This is a genomic window from Oceanobacillus sojae (genome assembly GCF_900162665.1).
Classification (GTDB): domain Bacteria; phylum Bacillota; class Bacilli; order Bacillales; family Amphibacillaceae; genus Oceanobacillus; species Oceanobacillus sojae_A.
On the sequence record NZ_LT727812.1, the window covers coordinates 126866 to 151913 of the forward strand.

General features: G+C 39.4%; 24 protein-coding genes. 3 read left to right on the plus strand and 21 right to left on the minus strand.

The genetic code is table 11. The features are described 5' to 3' along the window. The first annotated feature begins 63 nt into the window (after positions 1-63). Positions 64-2961: a transglycosylase domain-containing protein gene (locus BN1068_RS11530; RefSeq protein WP_077603004.1), complete on the plus strand. Its 2898-nt coding sequence runs from the start codon at positions 64-66 to the stop codon at positions 2959-2961. 79 nt (positions 2962-3040) lie between these two features. Here BN1068_RS11530 and nth read toward each other — a convergent pair whose 3' ends face one another. The 11 genes from nth to BN1068_RS11585 all read right to left on the minus strand — a co-directional run bounded on the left by nth (position 3041) and on the right by BN1068_RS11585 (position 14361). After that, the gene (gene nth / locus BN1068_RS11535) at positions 3041-3691 is read right to left on the minus strand and encodes an endonuclease III (protein WP_077603005.1); all 651 of its coding nucleotides are present in this window, start codon (positions 3689-3691) and stop codon (positions 3041-3043) included. A gap of 4 nt (positions 3692-3695) precedes the next feature. Then, entirely contained in the window at positions 3696-4388 is a 693-nt protein-coding gene (locus BN1068_RS11540) for a DnaD domain-containing protein (RefSeq protein ID WP_077603006.1), read from the minus strand. 205 nt (positions 4389-4593) lie between these two features. Further along, positions 4594-5886, minus strand: coding sequence for an asparagine--tRNA ligase (asnS, locus tag BN1068_RS11545; RefSeq protein ID WP_077603007.1), 1293 nt, complete (start codon positions 5884-5886; stop codon positions 4594-4596). Positions 5887-6030: 144 nt separating this feature from the next. Then, positions 6031-6546, minus strand: coding sequence for a hypothetical protein (locus BN1068_RS11550; RefSeq protein ID WP_077603008.1), 516 nt, complete (start codon positions 6544-6546; stop codon positions 6031-6033). Positions 6547-6665: 119 nt separating this feature from the next. Beyond that, positions 6666-9458 (minus strand): ATP-dependent DNA helicase DinG, encoded by a 2793-nt coding sequence (gene dinG / locus BN1068_RS11555; RefSeq protein WP_254846764.1) that lies wholly within the window; start codon positions 9456-9458, stop codon positions 6666-6668. Positions 9459-9501: 43 nt separating this feature from the next. Then, positions 9502-10482 carry a biotin--[acetyl-CoA-carboxylase] ligase gene (locus tag BN1068_RS11560; RefSeq protein WP_077603010.1) on the minus strand — a complete coding sequence of 327 codons (981 nt, stop codon included), beginning with the start codon at positions 10480-10482 and terminating at the stop codon, positions 9502-9504. Beyond that, positions 10458-11645 carry a CCA tRNA nucleotidyltransferase gene (locus tag BN1068_RS11565; RefSeq protein ID WP_077603011.1) on the minus strand — a complete coding sequence of 396 codons (1188 nt, stop codon included), beginning with the start codon at positions 11643-11645 and terminating at the stop codon, positions 10458-10460. The genes BN1068_RS11560 and BN1068_RS11565 overlap by 25 nt, the downstream gene beginning before the upstream one ends. A 5-nt stretch (positions 11646-11650) precedes the next feature. Beyond that, complete coding sequence (gene bshA, locus BN1068_RS11570; protein ID WP_077603012.1) at positions 11651-12787, minus strand: N-acetyl-alpha-D-glucosaminyl L-malate synthase BshA; 1137 nt, start codon at positions 12785-12787, stop codon at positions 11651-11653. After that, positions 12784-13194, minus strand: a complete 411-nt coding sequence (gene mgsA / locus BN1068_RS11575) for a methylglyoxal synthase (protein WP_077603013.1) — start codon at positions 13192-13194, stop codon at positions 12784-12786. The genes bshA and mgsA overlap by 4 nt, the downstream gene beginning before the upstream one ends. 26 nt (positions 13195-13220) lie before the next feature. Continuing rightward, positions 13221-14018 carry a 4-hydroxy-tetrahydrodipicolinate reductase gene (gene dapB, locus BN1068_RS11580; protein ID WP_077603014.1) on the minus strand — a complete coding sequence of 266 codons (798 nt, stop codon included), beginning with the start codon at positions 14016-14018 and terminating at the stop codon, positions 13221-13223. Then, positions 14008-14361, minus strand: coding sequence for a nucleotide pyrophosphohydrolase (locus BN1068_RS11585; RefSeq protein WP_077603015.1), 354 nt, complete (start codon positions 14359-14361; stop codon positions 14008-14010). The genes dapB and BN1068_RS11585 overlap by 11 nt, the downstream gene beginning before the upstream one ends. A 215-nt stretch (positions 14362-14576) precedes the next feature. Here BN1068_RS11585 and BN1068_RS11590 point away from each other — a divergent pair, with 215 nt between their 5' ends. Then, a complete protein-coding gene (locus BN1068_RS11590; protein ID WP_254846765.1) occupies positions 14577-15443 on the plus strand; it encodes a YitT family protein in 867 nt (288 codons plus the stop codon). An 894-nt stretch (positions 15444-16337) separates the two neighbouring features. Here BN1068_RS11590 and BN1068_RS11595 read toward each other — a convergent pair. From BN1068_RS11595 to BN1068_RS11630, 8 genes are all read right to left on the minus strand, one after another. Then, entirely contained in the window at positions 16338-16799 is a 462-nt protein-coding gene (locus tag BN1068_RS11595) for an ImmA/IrrE family metallo-endopeptidase (protein WP_368483291.1), read from the minus strand. A gap of 27 nt (positions 16800-16826) precedes the next feature. Continuing rightward, entirely contained in the window at positions 16827-17501 is a 675-nt protein-coding gene (locus BN1068_RS11600) for a zinc metallopeptidase (RefSeq protein ID WP_077603017.1), read from the minus strand. A gap of 55 nt (positions 17502-17556) precedes the next feature. Continuing rightward, positions 17557-17811 carry a sporulation protein YpjB gene (locus tag BN1068_RS11605; RefSeq protein ID WP_077603018.1) on the minus strand — a complete coding sequence of 85 codons (255 nt, stop codon included), beginning with the start codon at positions 17809-17811 and terminating at the stop codon, positions 17557-17559. Between the two features lie 102 nt (positions 17812-17913). Next, a complete protein-coding gene (locus BN1068_RS11610; RefSeq protein WP_077603019.1) occupies positions 17914-18501 on the minus strand; it encodes a lipoprotein heptaprenylglyceryl N-acetyltransferase LhaT in 588 nt (195 codons plus the stop codon). Positions 18502-18596: 95 nt separating this feature from the next. Beyond that, positions 18597-19373 carry a menaquinol-cytochrome c reductase cytochrome b/c subunit gene (locus BN1068_RS11615; RefSeq protein WP_077603020.1) on the minus strand — a complete coding sequence of 259 codons (777 nt, stop codon included), beginning with the start codon at positions 19371-19373 and terminating at the stop codon, positions 18597-18599. Positions 19374-19388: 15 nt separating this feature from the next. Continuing rightward, positions 19389-20063 (minus strand): menaquinol-cytochrome c reductase cytochrome b subunit, encoded by a 675-nt coding sequence (gene qcrB / locus BN1068_RS11620; RefSeq protein WP_077603021.1) that lies wholly within the window; start codon positions 20061-20063, stop codon positions 19389-19391. Positions 20064-20068: 5 nt separating this feature from the next. Next, positions 20069-20581, minus strand: a complete 513-nt coding sequence (locus BN1068_RS11625) for a QcrA and Rieske domain-containing protein (RefSeq protein ID WP_077603022.1) — start codon at positions 20579-20581, stop codon at positions 20069-20071. A gap of 185 nt (positions 20582-20766) precedes the next feature. Then, positions 20767-21225 (minus strand): DUF2487 family protein, encoded by a 459-nt coding sequence (locus BN1068_RS11630; RefSeq protein WP_077603023.1) that lies wholly within the window; start codon positions 21223-21225, stop codon positions 20767-20769. Positions 21226-21485: 260 nt separating this feature from the next. Here BN1068_RS11630 and BN1068_RS11635 point away from each other — a divergent pair, with 260 nt between their 5' ends. Beyond that, positions 21486-22520 (plus strand): hypothetical protein, encoded by a 1035-nt coding sequence (locus tag BN1068_RS11635; protein WP_077603024.1) that lies wholly within the window; start codon positions 21486-21488, stop codon positions 22518-22520. 179 nt (positions 22521-22699) lie between these two features. On the opposite strand, the gene BN1068_RS11640 is transcribed toward BN1068_RS11635, so the two are convergent. Together BN1068_RS11640 and BN1068_RS11645 are read right to left on the minus strand one after the other, a co-directional pair. Continuing rightward, positions 22700-23248, minus strand: coding sequence for a ReoY family proteolytic degradation factor (locus BN1068_RS11640; RefSeq protein ID WP_077603025.1), 549 nt, complete (start codon positions 23246-23248; stop codon positions 22700-22702). A gap of 33 nt (positions 23249-23281) precedes the next feature. Continuing rightward, the gene (locus BN1068_RS11645; protein ID WP_077603026.1) at positions 23282-24541 is read right to left on the minus strand and encodes a tetratricopeptide repeat protein; all 1260 of its coding nucleotides are present in this window, start codon (positions 24539-24541) and stop codon (positions 23282-23284) included. Positions 24542-25048: the final 507 nt, after the last annotated feature.

Here is a 25048-nt window from a genome sequence, read left to right on the forward strand (position 1 = left end):
GAAAAAGGTTGATTTTTTATCTGTAGTTGATAAGCTCTACCTATAGATATGGAGGTATAAAAAATGGCCGATCAAAATAGCCAGTCAAGAGCTGCCAGAAGAAAGCAGCAAGGTAAAAAAACAAAGAAGAAAAAGAAACAGCCTATTTGGAAGAAAATTATCAAGGTAGCCCTTTTATTAATTCTGATTTTATTTTTGGGCGGTGCTGCTGTCGGTGCGTATTGGATTGCTACAGCACCTAAAATTGAGGAAGACAAGCTGAACATCCCTTTTTCATCTGCTCTTTATGATGAAAATGGCGATCAATTTGGAGATTTCAGTTCAGATGAAAAAAGGACACAGGTAAAATTTGAGGAGCTGCCGGATTTACTTATTGATGCCGTTACAGCTACGGAGGACGTCCGATTTTTTGATCATAACGGGATAGATCTTAAGCGTATTGGCGGAGCAGTCCGGGCCAACTTTACAGGCGGTTTCGGCTCGCAGGGTGCAAGTACAATCACACAACAAGTAGTCGAGCGCTCATTTTTAAGCAATGAGAAAAAGATAAGCCTTAAAGTCCAGGAAATGTGGATGGCTATGAAGCTGGAAAGAGAATACAGTAAGGAAGAAATCATGGAAATGTACTTAAACAGTATTTTCTACGGCTCGAATTCTTACGGTGTGGCTCAAGCAGCAAAAACATATTTTGGAAAAGAAGATTTAAATGATCTTACCTTGCCGGAGGCTGCTATTTTAGCCGGATTACCACAGCGTCCAACTGCCTATAATCCGTTTGAAAATCCGGAATTAACGGAAGAACGGATGAACACGGTATTAAACCTGATGGTGCGTCACGGAAAAATTACTGAGGCGGAGGCTGATGAAGCAAGAAGTGTTGATGTTGCTTCCCTATTAAATGAAAGCCGTCCTGATCCGACGCCTTATGATGCTTTTGTTAACCAGGTTCGCAGTGAAATTGAAGAAAAATTGGATGATGTCAATCTTGATTCAGATGGATTAAAAGTATATACAACCCTTGATCCGGATGCACAGCCATATGTGGAAAGCATGCTTTCAGAGGAAGAATCTCCAATCAGTTACCCGGATAATACACAGGCAGCCATGGTTGTTCTGGATACACAGACTGGAGCAATTCAGGCAATTGGCGGTAACCTGAATAATGAAGTCGGTTTTAATTATGCGACAAACGGAAATACACAAGCCGGTTCCACAGTAAAACCATTTATGTCTTACGGTCCGGCGATTGAGTATAACCAGATGTCCACCTACCATCAGCTCGATGATGATGGTCCTTATGAAATTGAAGGCTCCAACCCAATCAGAAATGCCGGCAGAAGCTATAATGGCTGGGTAACAGCCCGATATGCATTACAGCAATCCCTGAACGTTCCGGCGGTCAAATTAATGGAAGAAGTCGGCCGGGAAAACTCGAAGGAATTTGCTGAGAGGCTGGGGATTAAGTTTGACAGAGATTCTCTAGATGTACGTGATGCAATCGGCGGCACAGATACACAGGTTACCCCGCTGCAAATGGCAGGTGCATACAGAGCATTCGGTAATGAAGGGGAATATGCAGAGCCTTATGCAGTAACCAAAGTAGAGTTTCCTGATGGCCGGGTAGTTGATTTAACGCCGGATTCAGAAAAAGTCATGGAAGATTATACTGCTTATATGGTAACTGACATGCTAAAATCAGTTGTGAGCTCTGGTACAGGTACCAATGCAGCTGTTCCAGGCTTAGATGTTGCCGGTAAAACAGGAACAACTACAATGGATAAGCAGGAGGGAAGCCCGGATGCCTGGTTTGTAGGTTATACAACTAATTACACCGTTGCAGCCTGGACTGGAGGCTATGAAGTCTATCAAGATCCTGACACCGGAAAAGATAAAACAAGGCGTATTCCATTGCAGGATACTACCCTTTCCCAGCAAATGTTCCGCAACACGATGGGACATTTATCTGAAGGAGTCGAAACGGCAGACTTTACCCGCCCTGACTCTGTTGTAGATGTTACTGTTGAGAAAGGAACGAACCCTGCTGCTTTAGCCAGTGACAGTACTCCAAGTGAAAACAAAATCACGGAACTGTTTGTGAAAGGCACAGAGCCGACGAAGGTTTCGGAGCGCTATGAAGAATTAGATGCAGTAAGTGGTCTTTCTGCAAGCTATAATGAAGATGATAATTCCATTGAAGTATCCTGGGATTATGATACTGATTCAGATGAAGATGTCAGCTTTGATGTAAGTGCCAGCATTGATGGCGGCAGCATGCAATCCCTCTCTTCTACTAGTGATACATCGATGGAGATTTCAGATGTTGAAGAAGGTGCTGAATATACGATTCAGGTTGTTGCTGAAAGAGGATCACTAACCAGTGACCCTGCTACAACAACTGTCAAGGTTCCTGGTGAAGATGACGAGGAAGAAGAGATACCGGGAGTTTCCGGACTATCTGCTGAGTTTGATGGCGACGAAACGATTAATGTTTCATGGAGCTATGATGGACCATCAGCCAGCTTTGAAGTAAGTGTGAATGGCGAAACTGAAAATGTCGGATCGGAAAATATCAGTGTAAGTGGAGTTACACCGGGAGATTACAATATTACTGTTACACCAATCAGTGAGGAAGACAGTGATATTCGAGGTCCTTCAGCGTCAACAAGCGTGACCGTCTCCGAAGCTGAAGAAGAGGAAGAGGAATCTGAAGAGGAAGAGCCTCCTGAGGAAGAAGAACCAAATGGCGACGAATCTGATTCTGGCTCCGATTCGGATTCATCCGAGGACACGGATCAAAACATTGACTCAACGGAAGAAAATAATAATGATTCCGAGAGCAATGAGAGCGAAACTCAGGAACAAAATGAACAGGAAGAAGATAGCGGCTCAAATTCGGAGGAGGAAACTCCTGACGAATCCCCTTCTGACCAGGGGCAAGACGAAGAGTCAAATAACGAATAACAAAAAAACAATCCTGCCTTAATTGGCAGGATTGTTTTTTTGTTATGAAGCTATTATATAATTTTTTAGGTAAAACATTTTAACCTGTTTTCCTCATCCGTTTTTTTCCTTCCCGGCAGATATCCAATAATGGGCACTCCGGACAATTAGGATTTCTTGCTTTACAATGGTAGCGTCCAAAGAAAATCATCCGATGATGTGTCACACTCCACTCATCTCTCGGCACTTTACGCATCAGCGTATTTTCTACTTCTGTAACGCTATCCTTCCACCTGCATATTCCTAACCGCTTCGATACACGTTCAACGTGTGTATCCACAGCAATTGCGGGTTCATTAAATGCAACGGAAGCGACAACGTTTGCTGTTTTCCTGCCGACCCCGGCCAGTTTAACCAGCTCCTCTTTCGTCTGCGGAACTTCTCCATTATAGTCATCGATTAATGTACGGCAAAGCTTTTGGATATTTTTTGCTTTAGAGCGGTACAGCCCGATAGAACGAATATCGTTTTCCACCTCTTCCAAGGGAACAGCAAGATAATCCTCCGGTGTCTTGTACTTTTTAAATAAATCCGCGGTTACTTTGTTAACCAGTTTATCTGTACATTGGGCAGACAGCAGGACAGCGATTACTAATTCAAATGGATTGGAATGGACAAGCTCTCCCTCTGCGTCCGGAAACATTTCTGCCATGACATCTAAACAATGTCTGATTTGTGTGTTGTTCAGCATAATCTTACTCTCCTTCCAGCCAATTGTAATAAAAGGATGTGTCTCTTTTAGGGCGTGTATTTGTAGTATTCGTATTATCATTAGACCTGCCCTGATGAAATTGCTGGCTTGCTTTTCTGGCATCCTGCACCGTATGAATCCCTTTTTTCTTCCATTCTCTTAGAATACGGTCGATGTATTTAAAGTTCAGTTTGCCCATAAGTACAGATTCGCGCAGCCCTGCTTTTATCAAGGAAGGTTCTATATCGTCCTGATCCAGCCAGCTGTTAATAGTTTCTATTTCAAAGGGTGACAAAAGCCTGCCAAATTCCTGTTCAAACAAGATAAAGATATTTCCTATATTTTCTTCATCTCTTGTTATTGCAGCAGCATCTTCCTCGTACAACTTTTCCAGCAGAGGTTCCAAAGAGTAGGATTCACTGATTGGTGTTTGTTGAGAATTATTTTTTTCGATAGACAGAAACCCTTTTTGCACTAATTTTCGCAGCATGCCGGCTGCCTGTTCTTCAGAAAAGCTTCCGGACTGTGCCAGTTCAAAGGGAGTAGGAAAATGATTGCCTTCATCTGCAAAGCGGGAAAGCTGTAAAAGTAAAATAAGTTCTGTTTCATGAAGACCTAACTTGTAATAGGTGGTAAGCAGCTTTTTGGAGACAGGCATTTGATCCTGAATAATATCTTGATAATTTTTTTTTGTCATTTCCAGCACCTCAGATAACAGTATAGCATTTTTTCTTAACTACGAAAGGAAACCCCCGCTTAAAAAGCAAGGGATTTAGAGAAAATCATGAAATAATATATAAACACGCTATATTGATAACTGTTTATCAAAAAATAGTTATATACAGCTCCAAACGCTAAAATAAAAAGCTTGAAGCTGTCATTCTTTAAATACGTTTATCCTCTTAAGGATATAAACGATTTAGCAGTCTTGGGAACGGAATAGTTTCACGAACATGCTCCACGCCTGATAGCCAGGCTACAGTTCTTTCCAGGCCTAACCCAAATCCGCTGTGAGGAACACTGCCGTATTTACGCAGCTCCAAGTACCATTCATAAGCTGGTCCGGTAAGTCCATGCTCTTTATAGCGCTGCTCCATTAATTCTAAATCATCAATCCGCTGTGACCCGCCAATAATCTCTCCATAACCTTCCGGAGCAATTAAATCGGCACAAAGAACAACATCGGAACGTTCAGGGTCCGGCTTCATATAGAATGCTTTGATGTCTTTCGGATAATTTGTAATGAAAACAGGCTTGTCAAAGCTTTCAGCAATTGCCGTCTCATGTGGTGCACCGAAATCTTCTCCCCACTCAATATCATCGAAGCCTTTTTCTTTTAAGAATTCTACAGCTTTATCATAGCTGATCCGCGGGAATGGAGCTTTGATATTTTCAAGCTTGGATGTATCTCTTTCTAATGCTTTAAGCTCTAAAGCACAGTTCTCCAATACAGATTGAACGATGAAGCTTACATAGTTTTCCTGTACCTTTAAGCTGTCCTCATGATCCATAAATGCCATCTCCGGTTCAATCATCCAGAATTCAATAAGGTGTCTTCTTGTTTTAGATTTTTCAGCACGGAAAGTAGGACCAAATGAGAATACTTTTCCTAATGCCATGGCTGCAGCTTCCATATAAAGCTGTCCGCTTTGCGACAGATATGCTTCTTCATCGAAATATTTCGTATGGAAAAGCTCGGTTGTGCCTTCAGCAGATGCACCAGTTAAAATTGGCGGGTCTACCTTTACAAAACCATTGGTATTAAAGAATTCATACGTAGCACGGATAATTTCATTACGAATTTTCATAACAGCATGCTGTTTTTTAGATCGGAGCCACAGGTGGCGGTGATCCATTAAAAATTCTGTGCCATGATTTTTGGGTGTAATCGGATAATCGGTTGCTGTATGAATTACTTCCAGATGACTTACCTGCATTTCATAGCCGAAATCAGACCGTGTATCCTCTACAACTTTTCCGGTAACGTATAGAGATGTTTCCTGGGTCAGGTTTTTTGCTTCTGAAAATACTTCCTCAGAAACATCACTCTTTACAACAACTCCCTGCATAAATCCAGTACCATCACGAAGCTGTAAAAAGGCAATTTTACCGCTTGAGCGCTTGTTTGCCAGCCAGCCGCCGATTGTTACCTCCTCGTTTACATGTTTCGGTGCTTCTTGAATTGTTATCTTCATCTTTAAATCCTCCACTTAAATTAATACTTTTCTACAAAATGTTGCACTCTTTTAGCTGCTTTTAGGAAATACAGCTAAAATGGATAATGGTTCTAATATGGGTAACCTTCTTAACTAATCCCTTTGGTATAAACCCTTCTCTGCTTATGGAAACATTTTATTGTATGAGTATCTTTCCTCTAAACTCTGTCCATCAATAGAATAATAATCCATGACAAACCTGTTATCTTTATCATGGTACGTAATCTCCCACAGAGCCTGTCCATCTTCGTATGCAGGACTGATATCAGCAAACTTACATGAATCACAGCTGGATGACCAAGCGTCTAAAATAGCTTCTTCACTCATCATATCCTCTGTATTAATAACAATTAATTCGCGTTCTTCTCCTTCTAAGGGCAGAAAGATTAACCGCTCCTCATTGTCCTCATTACTTGCATAGAATACATGGTAGTTATTCTCTCCATAGTAGCCTTGTATCGAATGAACATTGTGATAAGAGGTCTGATTTTCTATTTGATTTTTTGTATCATCAAATCCTGCATTACGGCCATCATTGATGACTTGATATAAATAAATACTATAGCCTATTCCTGCAAGCAAGAGGAGAGTAATGATAATAAGTGTCCATAATACCCATCTGTTATTTGATTCCCTCATTTCATTCCATCCGTTTCTTATAAGATTATCTTTCTTTCATCATTTACTATACCTAGATGTACGGTTTCTGTAAACAGATACCGTTAAAAACATGATGTCTGATTATAGATGCCCTTCAGCTATTGATGAAACCAATTTTCTGCATGACTCATCAAATAACGTGTTGTTTCATAGTGAACAGGTACCTCTGGGATAGACTCCAAAAAGTATTTTCCATATTTTGCAGTTTTGATTCGTCCATCGCAAATAAATACGATTCCTCTATCATTTGAGGAACGGATCAGCCGTCCGAATCCCTGTTTAAATTTAATAACCGCCTGCGGTAAGGATAAATCCATAAACGGATTTCTTCCCTCTTCCTTCAGCTGGTGGGACTTTGCTTCAAATACTGGATGATTCGGCGGCTGAAATGGCAATCTGACCATTACAAGCGCTGATAAATCTTCTCCAGGTATATCTACTCCCTCCCAGAAGGAACTGGTTCCAAGAAGTATTGCCTGATCATAAGATTGGAAATTCTTTTTCAGCCTGCTGCGGCTGCCGCTGGTCACACCTTGAGCAATGATGATGTATTGCTGCTCTGTCATCATTTCCTTTAACAAATCATTAGCCTTTCTCAGCATATCGTAAGAAGTAAATAAGACGAGCATTCTGCCTGAAGTTACCTCTGCTAATGATAATATCGCCTCACAAACTGCATAGACAAAATCATCAATATTTCCATATCTAATATTCGGAAAGTCTGTCGGTATTAATAGCTGCACCTGTTTATCATAGTGGAATGGGGAAGCTATCTGCTCTGTTAACAGATTCTGTTCAGATACTCCAAGCCTTTCCTTCATAAATTTAAATGAACTTCCCATTGTTAATGTTGCACTTGTAAAAATAACACTTTCCTTTTTAGAGAAGAAGTCATCAGCCAATATTGGTGCAATGTTCGAAGGCTCACTATATAGAAACACGCTGTGGTGCTTTCCTTTTAAATCAACTTCTATCCATTTAATCAGCTCTACTTCATTTTGCTCTTGAAACATCACTTTTAAGTCGTCTATATATTTTTCTAATACATCCTGCATTTGTCCGATATCTTCAAGAAATTGCTTTTCGTCTCCAATATCCAGGGAATACTCATTCACTAACCGGGACAGAACATCTAAGAGTTTCCGAAAATGCATCCGCAGGCGGGCTGCAATATCCTGCGCCAGCTGCCACGTATCCTGCTGATATGTTTCCGACTTGATACGGTATTGTACTCTTCCTAGATCACTTGTTGCTTTATCATTTTTCTGCTGTGCCCTTACAAAACGTTCAATGAGTTGAAAAAGCTCGTCAATATCATATTTGGCTTCTTTGATAGCTGCATTCCAGTTATCGGTCAATTCATCTTTTTGACTTATATCAGAAGTTTTCAGAACTGTACTGAACTGTTTATCCTCATCGGCAGTTCCTAAATAGTTACATGTGAATTGCATCTGTATATAATCCAATTTGAGGCCGTAATGATGCGAAGCCGTTTCTTCAAAATGGTGCGCTTCATCAATAATAACCTTTTGATAGCCTGGTAAAAAAGCATAGTCATTAAACATATCTGTACACAGTAATGCGTGGTTTGTAATGATAATATCTGCTTTTTGAGCCCTCCGTCTGGCTAATTGATAATAGGAATGATGGAACCAGGGAGATTTCGGATTAATTGTCTTTTCTACATCAGCAGAAACCTTCTGGAAGAAGATATAGCCTCCTGCCGGTAATTGGATTTCATCAATATCTCCGGTCTCTGTCTCCGTAATCCATACGAGCAATATCGCTTTTGTTAAAACAAAATCATAATTATCCTTTGAGCCATAATCGAGCTCATAAAGAAACTTTTCCAGATTTAAATAATGATTTTTCCCTTTCATCAATGCAACCTGGAGAGGAACGTCAATCACCTTTTTTAACAAAGGCATTTCCTCCTCAAGCAGCTGGCTTTGCAATTGTGTTGTATAAGTGCTGATAATGAGGCGTTCTTTATTCGTAATAGCCTGATAAACAGCTGGCAATAAATAAGCTAAGGATTTACCTGTTCCTGTCCCCGCCTCGATAAAAGCATGTTTTTTAGCAGAAAAGGCATCAAAAATCGTTTCAGACATTTGCCGCTGACCTTCTCTTGGCTCATAAGAAGAAAAAGCTTTTGAAAGAGCGCCCTGTTCCTGATAAATATCGTCTAAGTACTCCCCGAATGATTTATCTATTTGAGATACAGTTTTTGTCCCTTTCTCAGACATACGGAATGCAAGGCCCTGGTAATGCTTTATTTGATTGTCCGGATGCTCCCGGAATGCTAATTCTTCTAAGCGGTTATCAAGTATAACAGCTAAATCCGATTGTAATTTATCTTCTAGATTTTTCAGCTTATCCAAGGTTTCATACGGGAGATGGTCTAATTTCTCTTTTAACTTAAAAAATAATTTTGCTGTTACGTAAGCATCAGACAAAGCTCGGTGCGGGTCATCATGATGCAGGTCAAAATGCTCTGCTAAGTGACTTAATTTATAGCTGGATATAGTCGGAAATAATATTCTGGACAGCTCTACTGTATCCAGAACTGGATTTTTTAATTCAGGATAGCCATTGGCTGCCAATTCCATATTAAGAAACCCAACATCAAAATTTGCGTTATGTGCAATAATGTAACTGTCTTGTAAAAGATGGACAATTTTTTCTGCTTTATCAATAAATAACGGAGCGTCCTTTACTTCTTCATTATGAATTCCTGTTAAGTTAGAAATAAATGGAGGTATCGGCTGATTTGGATTGAACAGAGTTGTTTTTGTTTCCTTTATCTCATCATTTTCAATCACAACCATACCTATTTCAATAATTTTACCTGACTTTGCCGGGGAGTTCCCGGTTGTTTCTAAATCAATCACAACATATCTCAGAAGATCACCTCCATTCTTTTTGTAATTTTTTCTACCTGTCGAACCATGAAATCTCTGCGGAATAAAGCGTCACAGGACTGCCATCAGCTGCTTCTGCAATTAAAGCTCCTTCGTCTGAAATCCCTAAAAAACGTCCTGTCCACTCATCATGAAATGTTTTGATTTTAATATTTTCACCTATTTTAAAAGCATTCTCTTCCCATTTGGATTTAATGCCTTCAAATCCATCCTTTAAATACATCTCATATGTATGTTCAAAATACGTTAAAATGGCTTGAATGACTTCTTTCTTATCCCATTCTTTCCCAGATTCAATTTTTAATGAGGTCGCAATATTCCGAATGGACGCGTCCCAGCTTGCTTCATCCTGATTCACATTTAAACCGAAGCCGATTAAAACATAGTTAATCCGGTCCTGCTCTCCTTGCATTTCAGTTAAAATACCGCAGAGCTTCTTATCACCAATTAATAAATCGTTAGGCCATTTAATGCCGATAGATAGATCTGTTAACTGATTTAATGCTTCCCTTAACGCTACCGCTGTTAACAGCGTCAGCTCTGAGGCTTTGTTTGGAGGAATAGGCGGTCTGAGCAGAATAGTAGTCCATAGACCTTCTTTATCCGAAAACCAATTCTTTTTCATTCTCCCTCTGCCGGCTGTCTGTTCTTCAGCAATTATTATTGTACCATCAGGAGCATTTTCACGGGCAGCTTCGTGTCCAATTAATTGTGTGGACGGTATTGATTCTTTGTGAATAATATGATGCCCCAGCCATTTCGTTTCCAGTCCCCATCGTATAGTGTTACTGCTGACTTTATCCGGAAATGAAATAATCCGGTAGCCCTTGCTCCGTATGGCGTCAATCGTGTAACCGTCACTTTCTAAATCTTTCATATGCTTCCAAATCGCATTCCGGGAAATGCCTAATTGCTCAGAGAGCGCTTGACCGGAGATATAGCCCGCCTTATTTTCCGATAAAAGCTTTATCAATCTTGATCGGGTTGATTCCATTGTATCCAGTCCTTTACTTTCGATTTTTCATTCGCCAGCTTAGAGGTAACAATTTGATATTCTATTTCATTTAACAGTTCCTTTATCCATTTTCCTTTAGGGCGTTCAGGGAACCATTTCATTAAATCATGTCCATTCAGGCACAGCTCTTTTTTCGATAAAACAGGGAGCTGCTCTTGCACAATACGGAGCTCTTGTATGTTTATTATTTCATTATCTGCCAGTTGTACTAAGTATACAAAAAAATTCCATTGCTCTTTGGGCAGCTGATAAACAAACCAAGCATCTATTCCATGCTGCTTATAGCGGTGATATGCTTCTGCAAGCGTATTGGCCTGCTGCTTTAATTGATTCGAACATTTATATGCTTTTACACAATCTGCTGCGGTGATGCAGGGGCTTTTCAGCTCAACAAATGCAAAAACAGGTGCAAGAGAAGAAACAGGCTCTATTTGTTTGAGAAGCAGAGGTACATCTTTAAAAATAGGCAGATAATGATACAGCTCTAATTCAAAAATGGATTCCACTGCTTTCGGATAAAAAACACCAGCAAACAGTTTTTCTAATTCAACGGTTAGCCGTTCCACTGCCAGTTTATCTATAAATGCCTTATATTTTCCCATTGCCTCTTTTGTCTCGTCTTCAATGGAAAAGCCTAACTGACTGGAAAAACGCAGCGCGCGGATAATCCGTAAAGCATCCTCTTCAAAACGGTCTGCAGCTTTCCCGACAGTTTGAATCCTGTTTTGGGAAATATCTTTTCTCCCTTCAAAAGAGTCCAGAATTTCTCCCTTTGCATTCATAGCAATTGCATTCATAGTAAAATCCCTGCGTCTGAGATCTTCTTCGATATTCCGGACAAAATGAACCTTATCCGGCCGGCGATGGTCAGTATACGCTCCATCAGTCCGGTAAGTGGTCACTTCAAAGGATTCCTGCTGGTGCCTGACGATAACTGTACCATGCTCCAGTCCCACCGGAATTACTTTTGGAAAGATTTCCTGAATTTCTGCAGGAGTAGCAGACGTTGCGATATCTACATCGTGAATGGGGCGGTCTATAATATAATCACGTACACAGCCGCCGACAAAGTATGCCTCGAATTGATGTTTTTCTATGATAGATATAACTTCTGCCGCCTTTTGAAATACTAATGGTAACATATCTCTTAGTCCCTCTTTCCCTCTTCAAGAACCTGATCGTATAACTTTTCATATTGATTCACGATTTTATCAGATGAAAAACAATCACGTACATGCTCTATTGCAGCTTCAGAAAACTGTTCCTGTTTTTCTGTATTAGACAGCAATTGTACAGCATAATCCGCTGCTTGCTGCACATCTCCAAGCTCGACGATATACCCTGTCTCATCATGCGTCAATACTTCAGGGATACCCCCTACATTTGTACCGATGCCAGGTACTCCACAAGCCATCGCTTCTAATAATACTAACCCGAAGCTCTCCTTTTCAGACATAAGCAGCATTAAATCAGCCATTGATAAAATATCACTGACATTATTTTGCTTCCCAAGAAATTGAACTTCTTTCTCTAATCCTAATTCATTAACATGTAGTGACATATCCGAAAATTCGGGGCCGTCGCCTATCAGTAATAATTTGGAAGGGATACTTTCATTGACTATTTTAAACGTGTCAATAACATCCTGTACCCGTTTCACCCTTCGGAAGTTGGAAATATGAATCATAATTTTATCAGATTCATTTATCTGATATTGATTGCGCAGCTCTGTTACCTCCCTTGGATAATACTCATTTTCATTAATAAAGTTATAAATAACATCCATTTCCTTCTTTATATCCAGCATTTCAACCGTTTGCTTCCGAAGGCTTTCCGAAACAGCCGTAACTGCATCAGATTGCTCAATACCATGACGGATGATGGGCTTTAATGTGTTATCGATGCCCAAAATTGTAATATCAGTACCATGCAGGGTTGTGACAATTTTTACCGGATGCTTTGCCATATCTCTCGCTAAAATACCGCAAATGGCATGTGGCATGGCATAATGAACATGAAGAATATCCAGCTTCTCACGGTCAATCACCTCTGCCATTTTTGCAGCCAGTGCTAAGTCATAGGGCGGGTATTGAAATACCGGGTAATGGCTTATCTCCACCTGATGATAATATACATTGACATACACTTTTTCTAAACGAAAAGGCATGCTGGAGGTAATGAAATGTATTTCATGCCCTCGCTCTGCTAATTTCTTTCCCAGTTCTGTCGCGATTACCCCTGAACCGCCAATTGTCGGATAGCATGTAATTCCTATTTTTTTCACAATTCCCCTTCTTCCTTCACAATTTCTCTCCAGTGAAAATCGCCGCGATTTAATCCGTGCATAAAAATTTCCCCTCCGGCAATATTTGTCGCTAAAGGAATTTGATAAACATCACATAAACGCATTAAAGCGCTGATATCAGGCTCATGCGGCTGTGCGGTTAATGGATCTCGGAAGAATATAACCATATCCATTCTATTTTCGGCAATCATGCTGCCAATTTGCTGATCGCCGCCTAACGGGCCCGACTGGAAGCGGTGAACCGGAAGTCCTGTCGCTTCCATAATCCGGCTTCCTGTTGTTCCTGTAGCAAATAATTGATGATCCTTCAGTACATGCGTATAGGCTGTTGTGAACTGTACCATATCTTCTTTTTTCTTATCGTGTGCAATTAAAGCGACATTCATGATGATTCTCTCCCTCTCATGTTTCTCTATAAGACGTTTTCTAAACCATAGATAAGCTCATCTAAATCCATCACCTGATAGACGCATTCTTTTATACCGTCCATAAAGGATGCACGATTCATGGAATCATGCTGTATCGTTAATGTTTGACCGGGGCCGCCAAAAACAACCTCCTGATGTGCTACCAGGCCGGGAAGCCGCATACTGTGAATCCGCATGCCATTAAAGTCTCCCCCGCGGACCCCCTGGATTGTTTCCTCTTCATCCGGATGACCCTGTTTTTTCGATTTTCTGACCTCCTGAATAAGCTCTGCTGTTTTCTTTGCAGTGCCTGATGGAGCATCCAGTTTCTGATCATGATGCTTTTCAATAATTTCTACATCCGGGAAGTATGCAGCTGCCATTTTTGCAAATTTCATCATTAAAACAGCGCCAATAGCGAAATTGGGTGCAATGATACAGCCGGTTTTTTTATCTTTTGCCAATTGCTTTAATTCCTCTAATTGTTCACTGGTATACCCGGTTGTTCCCACCACCGGGCGAATTCCATGATTAAGTGCCGCTTTCGTATGTTTATAGCCGAATTCAGGTGTCGTTAAATCGACAAATACATCCGCCTGCTGCTCTGTAAAGCACTTTTCGATATCTGTGTATACCGGTGCATTAAAATCATCCTGGAACCCTTCTATATCACTTAATTTTTTTCCATCATTTTTATGATCTAAACAAGCTGTCAATTCAAAATCGTTTACTCCATAAATCATTTGAACAGCTTCTTTTCCCATTCTGCCTCTTGGACCTGCTACGATAATTTTAATTGCCATGGCTATCTTCCTCCTCTTTTCTTGTCCAGCGATTTTTATCTCTTGTTTCAAATTTTTGCATCGATTTCTCAAAGGAGTCCGATAAATCGAATTCCAGTGAATTTGCTAAACAGGCTAATACAAAAATCATATCGCCGGCTTCTTCTTCCACTGTATTTTCTTTTTCCGTTGCTTTCTTCGGTTTCTCACCATGATAGTGATTAATTTCTCTGGCCAGTTCTCCTGTTTCCTCAGATAACCTTGCCATTAATGCAAGTGGAGAAAAGTATCCTTCTTTAAATTGAGATATGTATTGATCAACACGTTTTTGGACATCTTTTAATGTATGGTTGGTATTCTCCATTTCCGACACCTCTTTATCTTTTTCTCTTCTCTAATGTTAGCTAAAAGCATGGGTTTTGACAACTAATTGGTACGGTATGTGGATTGTTACTTCATTTTAAATTGTCTATAATAGATATTGGTTGAAATCAGATTGTAAATACTTGGGACTAAATAGACTTTTTAAGCTTTATTTTCAGAGTATCTTTCCATCTGTACATAAGGAGGAATCGCAAATTGAACATTCGGGTTAAAAATATCGTATTTATTTTATTGGGAGCAGCCATATTTTCCTTTGGTCTCGTACATTTTAATATGCAGCATAACCTTGGAGAAGGGGGCTTTACAGGGATTACGCTGTTACTTTTCTTCTTATGGAACTTGGATCCGGCAGTAACGAATATTGTACTAAATATCCCGGTATTCTTTATTGGCTGGAAAATACTAGGGAAGAATGCATTTATCTATACCATGGTTGGAACCTTATCTGTTTCTCTTTTTCTGTGGATTTTTCAAATGTACCAAATCCCTATCGGACTAGAGCATGATATGACACTTGTTGCTTTATTTGCAGGGGTATTTATCGGTGTAGGATTAGGGATCATATTCCGCTTTGGCGGTACAACAGGCGGTGTGGATATTATAGCCCGCATTATCAATAAATACACTTCCTGGAGCATGGGACGGGCTATGTTCGCGTTTGACTTTCTCGTTATTTTAACTTCCATCTTTACTTTTTTAAATTTGGCCCAAGGAATGTATACACTGGTGGCAGTATTTATTGGTGCAAGAGTGATTGATTTTATTCAGGAAGGTGCATATGCTGCAAAGGGAGCTTTTATCATCTCCGATCACAGTGAAGAAATCGCGGATCAGATTATGAAAAAAATGGATCGCGGTGTGACTATTCTAAATGGTCAGGGAAGCTTTTCCAAAGAGAAAAGAAATGTTCTTTATTGTGTGGTGGCGCGGAATGAGATTGTGCGGATGAAGAATATTATTAACCAGGCGGATCCTTCTGCATTTGTCTCCCTGACGACCGTTCATGAGGTTATGGGAGAAGGCTTCACACTGGATGAAAATAAAAAACCGTTAAATGATTAACACTGTGAAAAGAGCTCAAGGCATCACTTAAGCTCTTTTCATTATATCTCTAATAATTTTACTGCAGTCATAATCAGTATTCTCTTTTTGAATTATTTTAATTGTTTCTAACTCAACTTTCGCATCTGAGAATAAACATATAAACCTTACTGTTCCAGGATGTACATGGTTTCAATTATCATGCTTGCTACTCATCTTTTTATTTTTTGAACAGGTTATTGTGTATAGCTTCCGCTCCGGCCAACCACTCCGCTTTCCATGGGGACGGCTTCAGCTAACTTGAAAAGAAACCCGCTTTTCAAGTGGATCTTCAGCTCGCCCTGTTCCCATAGGAGTCTACGTGGTTGGCCTGCGCTCTAATAGGATTCTACAGCGCATGGAAGAAATAATATCCTGATGAAGTTAGATGAAATCATCGTTTTAGCCTAAATAAACAATCATGCTGGTGTTTCAAATGGTTTTTAACAGTTCAAATCATGACAGTATGAATAATTCATATCGAGAATAGCTTTCATGCATCAAAAATAAGGATTGCTGAGCATTTTTTATCATGCAACACGAAAGTTTGTACTGTCGGATCTACCTTTTATTTATTCAGTTATTTCAGTATAGAATATCCTGCCAGCGGAGGCGGACCGTTTTGACTCCTGAGGGATTAGCACCATCTGAAGATCCACTTTTGCCAAGTGATCTTCTTGGCAAAAGTTAGCTGAAGAGCGTGCCCCTAGGAAAGCAAAACGGTCCGCCGTAGCGGTGGCCTTACACTTTACTTTCTATCTTTGTCAACAGATATATAGAAGAAATGATCAACCCCTGTTCCTATAGATAGGAAGTTACTTTTTAGTGTGCGAAAGTTGAGTTAATAAGAAATTTAGTTGGGTTAACAATTTATTCTTAATGTCTCCTATAATCAAACCACTCAATTACCCCCAAGGGATCAAAACAAACAGTATAATTATCAAAACAAACAGACAGCCCATACTTCTCCCTATACCTCTGCAAAGCAGCCTCTAAAAACGCCTCCGTAACCTCTAGATAATTAGCCAATTCATACTTATTTCTCAAATTTAAACGATGCGCCTCTATAATTTTTGCTATAGGAATCGTCTTTTCATAAGCCCAGGATCTGGCCCGCAGCTCTTGTTTCCGATTAACAATTTTGGACTGATCTATTATATCCCCGACAGTAGTGTGGTAGTGGCCTAATTCTTCTGCTAAAACGGAAGCTTTGTCTGCAGAGGTGGTTAAATAATTTTTATTAATCCATATGACATTATCTGCATATAATCCTTTTACATTCTTAACCATAGACTTCTCATAAACTTCTACATTATATTTANTCCAAGAAAAAAAGATGACTCAATTTGAATCATCTTTTTAATATTAATCTCTATTTGCTGCAAAGATAAGAATAAAGCGGATAAGCTCTGCAACGGCTACTAATGCTGCAGCAACGTATGTCATTGCCGCGGCGTTTAATACTTTTTTGGTTTCCCGTTCTTCATCGTTGCGGATAATTCCGGTAGAGACCAGCTGTGTCATTGCCCGGTTCGAAGCATCAAATTCAACAGGAAGTGTAACCAGCTGGAAAAGTACTGCAGCTGCGAAGAAGATAATTCCAAAAAGCAGCATATTTGTTGAACTCATAATTATACCTGCAATAATTAAGAACATGGAAATGTTGGACCCGAAGTTTGCTACTGGAACTAAGGCAGTTCTGAAACGTAAGAATGCGTAATCTTCCTGATCCTGAATTGCATGGCCGACTTCATGAGCAGCAACTGCCGATGATGCCATCGATCTTCCGCGATAATTGTTTTCAGAAAGGTTCACTTGCTTTTTACGAGGATCGTAATGGTCTGTTAATTCCCCTTTTACCATTCCAATCTGTACATCATGTAAACCATTGTCATCCAAAATTTTTCTGGCGACATCCGCGCCGGTCATGCCCGAAGATGTTTGTTTTTTAGAGTACTTCGTATACGTGCTTTTTACTTTGCCTGATGCAATCATTGGTACAATCATTAATAAAATAAAATAAATCAAGTAAGCGACCATTTCTCAATTCCCCCATTACTGTATCTTAAGGTCAATTTTAGTCAGTATTTTAATTTTAGTCAACTGATTTGTCGTTTTTACGAACCGACTTATTACCTGCCTGCTCTCCTTTGTATTTTTTCCAACTTACATAAGATAATGTAACAATTATGCAACCGCCTACAATAATAACTCCTAAAATAAAGGGAGATGGCACTAAACTATTCTGATATATATCCGTTGGCGAAATAGAGGCTGCTTGAATAACATGAACATGGCAAAACATCCCTAGGATTCCGATTGTCATCACACGAAGCAGTTTCTCACCCATAGAGATCACCTCTGATCTTTTAGTGTATAGTTTAAGTTTATGTCCAGAAGTGAATGGGTATGACGGTCAGCTTCTTTGTGAAGGAAGAAATTTCAACATGAATCAATGGTTATTTATATTTTGATTCTTTCTATAAATCGTTAAGTAATAAGCAAGAAGGATAGAAAATACACTTAACCAGAATGTAAAGTAACCAATTTCATTCATATATTTTGTTAAATCCCCATAAATAGGCATCTGTTCAAAGACATAGTCAATAATATCATTATGTAATACAACAATACCTGCAACCGTTAAATGCCGCAGTTTTATTTTATAAAACGGTGCATAGAGTAAGCCTTGGATCGCCATGCCTAAATGGGAGGCAATCAGCATATAGCCTGCCGGGCCGATATCTCCGGCAACTGCCAATGTTAATAAATTCATAACGACAGCCCAAATGCCATATTTAAATAAAGATACAATTCCCAATGCCTCTATGTACGGAATATTTTTACCAAATATAAAAAACAATAAAAAAATGGTGAAGAACAGGCTGGCTGTCGGGCTATCTGGTACAAACGGGATAAATATTGGCGGGGTTATTTCCAGCTGCCATACATACCAGTAATATCCGTAAATGGTGCCAAGGAAATTAATGATGAAAAGTATAATTAGAAATTTTTTATCTTGCAATATGTATGATAACATGTTTATCTCCTCAGGTTTTCCTTCATAATTATTCTAAAGTATAGAGAAAGCACCTTTGCCTTATTGTGGTCAAAGGTGCTTCTGTTTATTCTTACTTACTCTGCTGCTGCTTCATTGGTTTCGATGATAAAGTCAGCTAATTGTTCCAGTTCTTCATCAGATCCCTGGAACTGGTCAGCAGGCATAGCACCTGTACCGTTTACAGCAATGTCCATTATTTCTTCTTTTGTGTGTTCTGTTCCTATTAATGTAGGACCAGCTCCACCTTCTAATTCCCCGCCATGACAGCTTAAACAGCTGTTTTCATAGGCTGCATAACCAGGATGACCCTGGTCAACAACCGATTCACCGGGAGGAATCGGTTTATTTTGTTCAGCACGTGTTTCCCAGTCAACATGCTCTGCAGAAGTGTATGTCAGCCAAATGCAGGAAACAAGTGCTAAAAGCATCATACCCACTGCAACCGGGCGTTGACGCGGACGACGTCCTGGACCATTGTCCAAAAATGGAGCAAGTATTAATGATCCAAATGCAATTCCCGGAATAACTAGAATTCCAATAATTATCCAATTACCACTTGCAAATTGATACTTTAATAATTCATACAAGAATAAGAAGTACCAGTCTGGTAGAGGGATATATGCCGCATCAGTCGGATCAGCCATTCCTTCGAGAGGAGATGGATGAGCCAGCACCAGGCATAAAAATCCGACAAGGAAAACTGCCCCAGCCAACCATTCTTTTAATAAAAAGTTAGGCCAAAACGCTTCTGTTCTACCAGGATATTCAGAATAATCTTTTGGTATTTTTGATGTTTTATTCGCTGAGATCCGGGAATCGCCAACGAATTTCATACCTTTACCCTTATGCATTAGTTGCCCTCCTTTTTATAGTGGTCCGGAAATACCTTGTCTGCGGATTAAGATAAAGTGAACTGCCAATAACGCAAACAATGCCCCTGGTAAGAAGAAGACATGGATTGCAAAGAATCTTGTCAGAGTTTGTGCACCAACAATGGTGGCATCTCCGGCCAGAAGCGTTTTCAATGCTTCTCCGATAAATGGCACCTGTTCAGCAATTTCTAATCCAACCTGAGTTGCAAAGTATGCTTTGTTATCCCATGGAAGCAGATAACCTGTAAAACCAAGACCCAGCATAACAAAGAAGATAAGAACTCCTACCATCCAGTTAAGCTCACGAGGTTTCTTATATGCCCCTTGGAAAAATACCCGTAAAGTATGTAATAATAGCATTACGATAACGACACTTGCGCCCCAGTGATGCATACCGCGTACAATTTGTGCATGTGCTACCTCTGTCTGTAAATAATATACAGACTGCCAGGCGTTTTCAATATCTGGTACATAGTACATTGTCAAAAACATACCAGAAAGAATTTGGATTACTACAACAAAGAATGTTAATCCGCCAAAGCAGTATACAAATGCTGAAAAATGATGTGCCGGATTAACGTGTTCAGGGACCTCATGATCGGCAATATCCCGCCAAATCGGCGTAATATCAATGCGATCATCGATCCAATCATAAATCTTTTGTAACATTGTTTTTACGCCTCCTCATGTGGTTGGATTTTACCCAGGAATAACATGCCATCCCTTTCTTCCTGTTCATAAACATCAAGCGGTTGCAATGGCGGCGTTCCAGGAACATTTACTCCATTCTTGTAGTAACGGCCGTCATGACAAGGACAATAATATTGATCTGGATAGTCGTCATTTCCTTCCCATGAAACAACACAGCCTAAATGTTTACAAATTGGGGAAAAGGCTACAATTTCATCATCGTCATTTCGATATACCCAGGCAGAGCGAGTTACTTCTGACTCGTACCATCCATCAACCTGATCAATGGTCCAGTCAATGCGCTGCGGATCAGCAGTGATATCATCAATTGCTATACCGGCATTTGCAAAGTCACCGCCTTCATCATGCTTCAGCACAGGATCGATTGCCATCCGGACAGGTGATATTAACAAACCGGCAGCCATAAAGCCGCCTACACCCGTAAGCGTGTAATTCAAAAACTGTCTACGGGATACTTGCCGTTTTTCATCACTCATTTTTTTCCCCCCTCTTTTTTCAAATAATCACGGACATTACTAAAAATAAATCAGATTACTAGGACAATAATAATGATAGCGTAAACTATTGGTTCGGTCAATATATATCCAATGGTTAACGACAAATGTTTTGATAATGATGATAATTTCGTCATGAATACTCCCGCCGCTTCATTATGACTGATTTACCAAAATGATTTAATCAATTCTACAGTCTGCATGGTCTGGTCTCTTATTATCCCTTTCACTGCTGCCGGATCAGCATCCTTTAAAGAAGCAGTCGGAAGCCAGATAAATTCACCTTCTAAATCACTAGCTATTTTTCGCCAGGATGGATCAAAGCTGATATAGAGCACTTGTTTAAAAGGCTGTTTTTTAAAATGATTTGTCCAGCCGTTTAACCTCTTTACTTCTTCTGATTTCTCTGCTGCAGCTATATATGTATAAGTCGGTGCCAGCATTATTCTGCCCATCAGTTCTTTTTCCAGCTCTCTGGAAAAAAGCGTTAAAATATCATACTGATCTGCATTTTTGGCGGACGCTTCCAAGATACCAATTTGGAAAGGTGCTAACGGTACAATTACTGTATCTATGTACTCCTTTGCCTGATCGTATTTCTGCAAGTCAACACTTGTCCATTTCATAAATAGTCCTCCCTTAGGTGAAAATATATACTTCAAATACTTTCCTATATTGTAACAATTTTTTATCTTCCCTGAAAGAACTAAATCTGATCTCATACATTGTTTTTAGAAAGGATTTGAAATTCACATAGCTTTGAAAGAAAAGTACAAAGCACCCTTTTCTAATTAGATACATTCACTAAAATAAGAATTGGGCATAAATTAATTAAATAAAGGTCCTTCACCAAACCAAAATTTTAAATCAAAAAGGAAGTGTCTCTTTGAGAAATTATTATTATGTAACAGCAAATACAGCGGAAGGATTTATGAATTTACTGCCTTCTAATATAAATCATCTACAGCAAGTCATTAGTTTAAACCACCCTTCCCAGACGGTAAAAACAAAAATTTTAAAAGATATAATCACAAAATATGAATCTGCCTGTGAAGTAGAAGTGTTAAAAAGTGCATTAGGTGAACGTTATTTAGATGGTGTTGTTATTCGTGAAAAGGGCTTCGCTATTTTAAACCACTCCATTGTGCCAAATGATATGAGTGAGGTAACTGAACTGGATTTAAGACAATACACACAAGACACCCCGGTTAAAAATGCTGAGCTGGAGGAAAAATTCATCCATCACACAGAAAATGCATATAAACATTTGCAAACAGGGTTGCGCATACATGATGGTCTGGAAGAGATCTATATTAGAGAAATGGATTTTAAAAAAGCTGATGCAATTGCCGATTCGTTTATTCAAAGCGTCTTACATGAGCAACCGAAGAAAAATCGAGAAGGTTACGAGTACCATCGCTTTTTTGGCACTACAACCGTGGATGGTCCTGTCAATGTTGTCCCCCATATTACCGAAAAACTTTCACGTGTTTTTTATGTAAAAGGGCGTGCAGGAACCGGCAAGTCAACATTTATGAAAAAAGTGGCAAGTGCTTGTATTGCATATGGTTATGATACGGAAATTCATCATTGCAGTTTCGATCCCAATAGTATTGATATGGTATTAGTTCCAGCTTTGGATTTTTGTATGTTTGACAGTACTGACCCCCATGAATTTTTCCCGGCTAGAGAAGGGGAAGAAATAATTGATTTATATAAAGAAACCGTTACCCCCGGGACAGATGAAAAATTTACTGAGGAAATCCAAAAAGTAAATGACCATTACAAATCTTATATGAAAGAAAGCGTTATCGAGCTAAAAAAATCCGGGGAATATCTGGAAGCTTTGGAGCAGCAGTTTTCCTATACTAAACAAGAACGGAAAGAAATCAACTATTTAATCGAGCAACAGATTCAATAAGAGCGTTCCTAACCGGGGTAAAAGCTTCCCATAATACATTAAAAAAAACAAAAGCAGCCAATTAATGACTGCTTTTTTATCGAATATGGAACTTTCTCTCCCTCTTCTATTACAATTACAACCGTTTTACTTAACGGTTGTAATTTTATCAATCAGCGATAACCTTCCATTATAGAAGCTTATGATTTATTCATCAGTTTTTCCAATTCCTTTGTTAACTCCAAAAATTTTGTTTGATTTCCAGCGTCCAGAGCCAGGTCAATCTCCTCACGCAGTTGTTCCTGTTTCTGATTGACCAAAAGCCGATCCAATAAATCAACAGTTGTCTGTTTATCATCCTTTGTCACATAATAATCGTCTGGCAAGAATGGATTTTCTTCCAGTACAGCAGCGTAATAGGCGCTTTGGTTTGCCTGGTGAAAATTCAGCTGGATAAATAAAGATTCTTGTTTGTTCAAACGGATATCATGAAAGGTTTTCTCAGCATCTGTAGTTACCAGGTGATTTTTGTAAAAACGAAATGGGATTTTATCTGAACAGCGACTTGAAATCATTACTCCTCTTGGACAATACTTCACATCTCTTACAAAATGCACGTGTTCTAAAATATCCATATGGTTCACTAAGTAATTAAGTATCCACACGCTTTCTCTTTTTTTCAAGCGATAATGATTTAAAAACCACTGGATGAATTTTTTCTTATCTTTTGCAGTTACAGACGATAGCATTCCACTCTCCCCTCTCTGAAGCAGGTTATTCCGTTACATTAAATCCTGTTCTAAGCGTTCTACATGCTCACGCACATCCTCATCAATAGGCTGCTGGTCAAGATAAGCTTTCAGGATTGGAATGGCTTCTTGTATTCTTCCTTCTTCTGTCAGGAAATAGCCATACTCTTTTAAAAAGTCACTGTCGTGTTGTAAACTAGTATATGCTTGCTGGTAACTATTTAATGCCTCATCAAACGATTCTATTTCCACATTTGCTTTAGCAAGCTCCCAATCATAGAGAGCATCCTCTGCGCCAGTGTTTTTAATGCTCTGAATCAATTCAATAATCTCATCAAATGCTTCTTTTTCTTTTAGTAATTCAATCAAAAACAATACTGCTTCTTTATAATCCGGTTCCAACGCAATTGCTTGTCTGACATGTTCTTCACTTTCATCATTCTTTCCTAATTGATGTGCGATATCTGAAGCAAGGAAAAAGAGTTCTTTTTGATAGGAGTCTCTTTCTAAACCTTGCTGGACTGTCTTATAAGCTTCCTCGAGCATGCCCTGCTCTTTATACACGTTAGCCAGCTGTGTATAAGCAGCATAATAGTCCTGATCAATTTCCAATACGTGTTCCCATGCTTTCATAGCAATGTCATCGCGGGATGCCTGGTGTGCAGTAATTCCGTGCCTAAACAGTTTATCAGGGTCCGGCTCTTCTTCCTCTTTGTAAAATTCAAGTGCTTTCTCATATTCACCGGCAGCAGCATAGGCTTCTCCCAACCGGTCTTCAATAGAAACATGCCCTATTTCTTTTGTTTTCGCATAGACACGCTCATAGTAATTAATTGCCTTTACGTACTCGCCGATAGAGAAGAATAACTCTCCCAGGGCAAAATCTATAACACGCTCTTGCGGATCGATATGCTTTGCTTCCAGCAGCTTTTGCTCGGAAACTTCAAATAACCCTTGAGCCTGATATAGATCAGCCAGCTGGATTAAGGCTTGCACATAACCCTCGTCACCTTCTGGAATTTCATTTAATATCGTAATCGCCAGCTCATCTTCTTCTGATTCGATAAAAATATCAGATAGCGTGAGCTTTAACGCCGTTTCTTCAGGATATCTTTCAATCAATTGTTCGAGAATGGTTCTTGACTCGATCAAAAATCCCCATTGCAGGTAAAGTTCAGCTATTTGAAACAAAGAATCGTCATCAGCATTTTTTTGATAGTCGCTTAATAATGCCAATGCTTTTTCTGTTTCATTTTTTTCAGCTAATTCTATTGCTTGTTGAATGGTGTTCATCTAAAAGAACCCCTCTCTCTTTTGTGTTTCTTGTGCTTCCAACTTATCATACAAAAAAGACAGCTACAGTTCAAATAACAAGAACTGTAGCCAAAAATAATATATATGAAATGAAAGATATAAACTGTTTTCATTTAAAGAACTCAACTTTCGCACTTTGAAAAATAACTTTCTTATCGTAGAGACAGATACTATCACTTGACAAAGCATATACTCTATCCAGAAAGAAGGTAAAGTGTAAGGCCACCGCTGCGGCGGACCGTTTTGCTTTCCTAGGGGCACGCTCTTCAGCTAACTTTTGCCAAGAAGATCACTTGGCAAAAGTGGATCTTCAGATGGTGCTAATCCCTCAGGAGTCAAAACGGTCCGCCTCCGCTAGAAAGGAGTTCTAAACTGTTTAATACAACTGAGCAAATAGAAATTAGTCCAATAAAGAACTTATTTTTCAAGATACATATAAAAGTACCTGTCACGATTACCTTCTGTTCATGAAATTTATTCCCGATA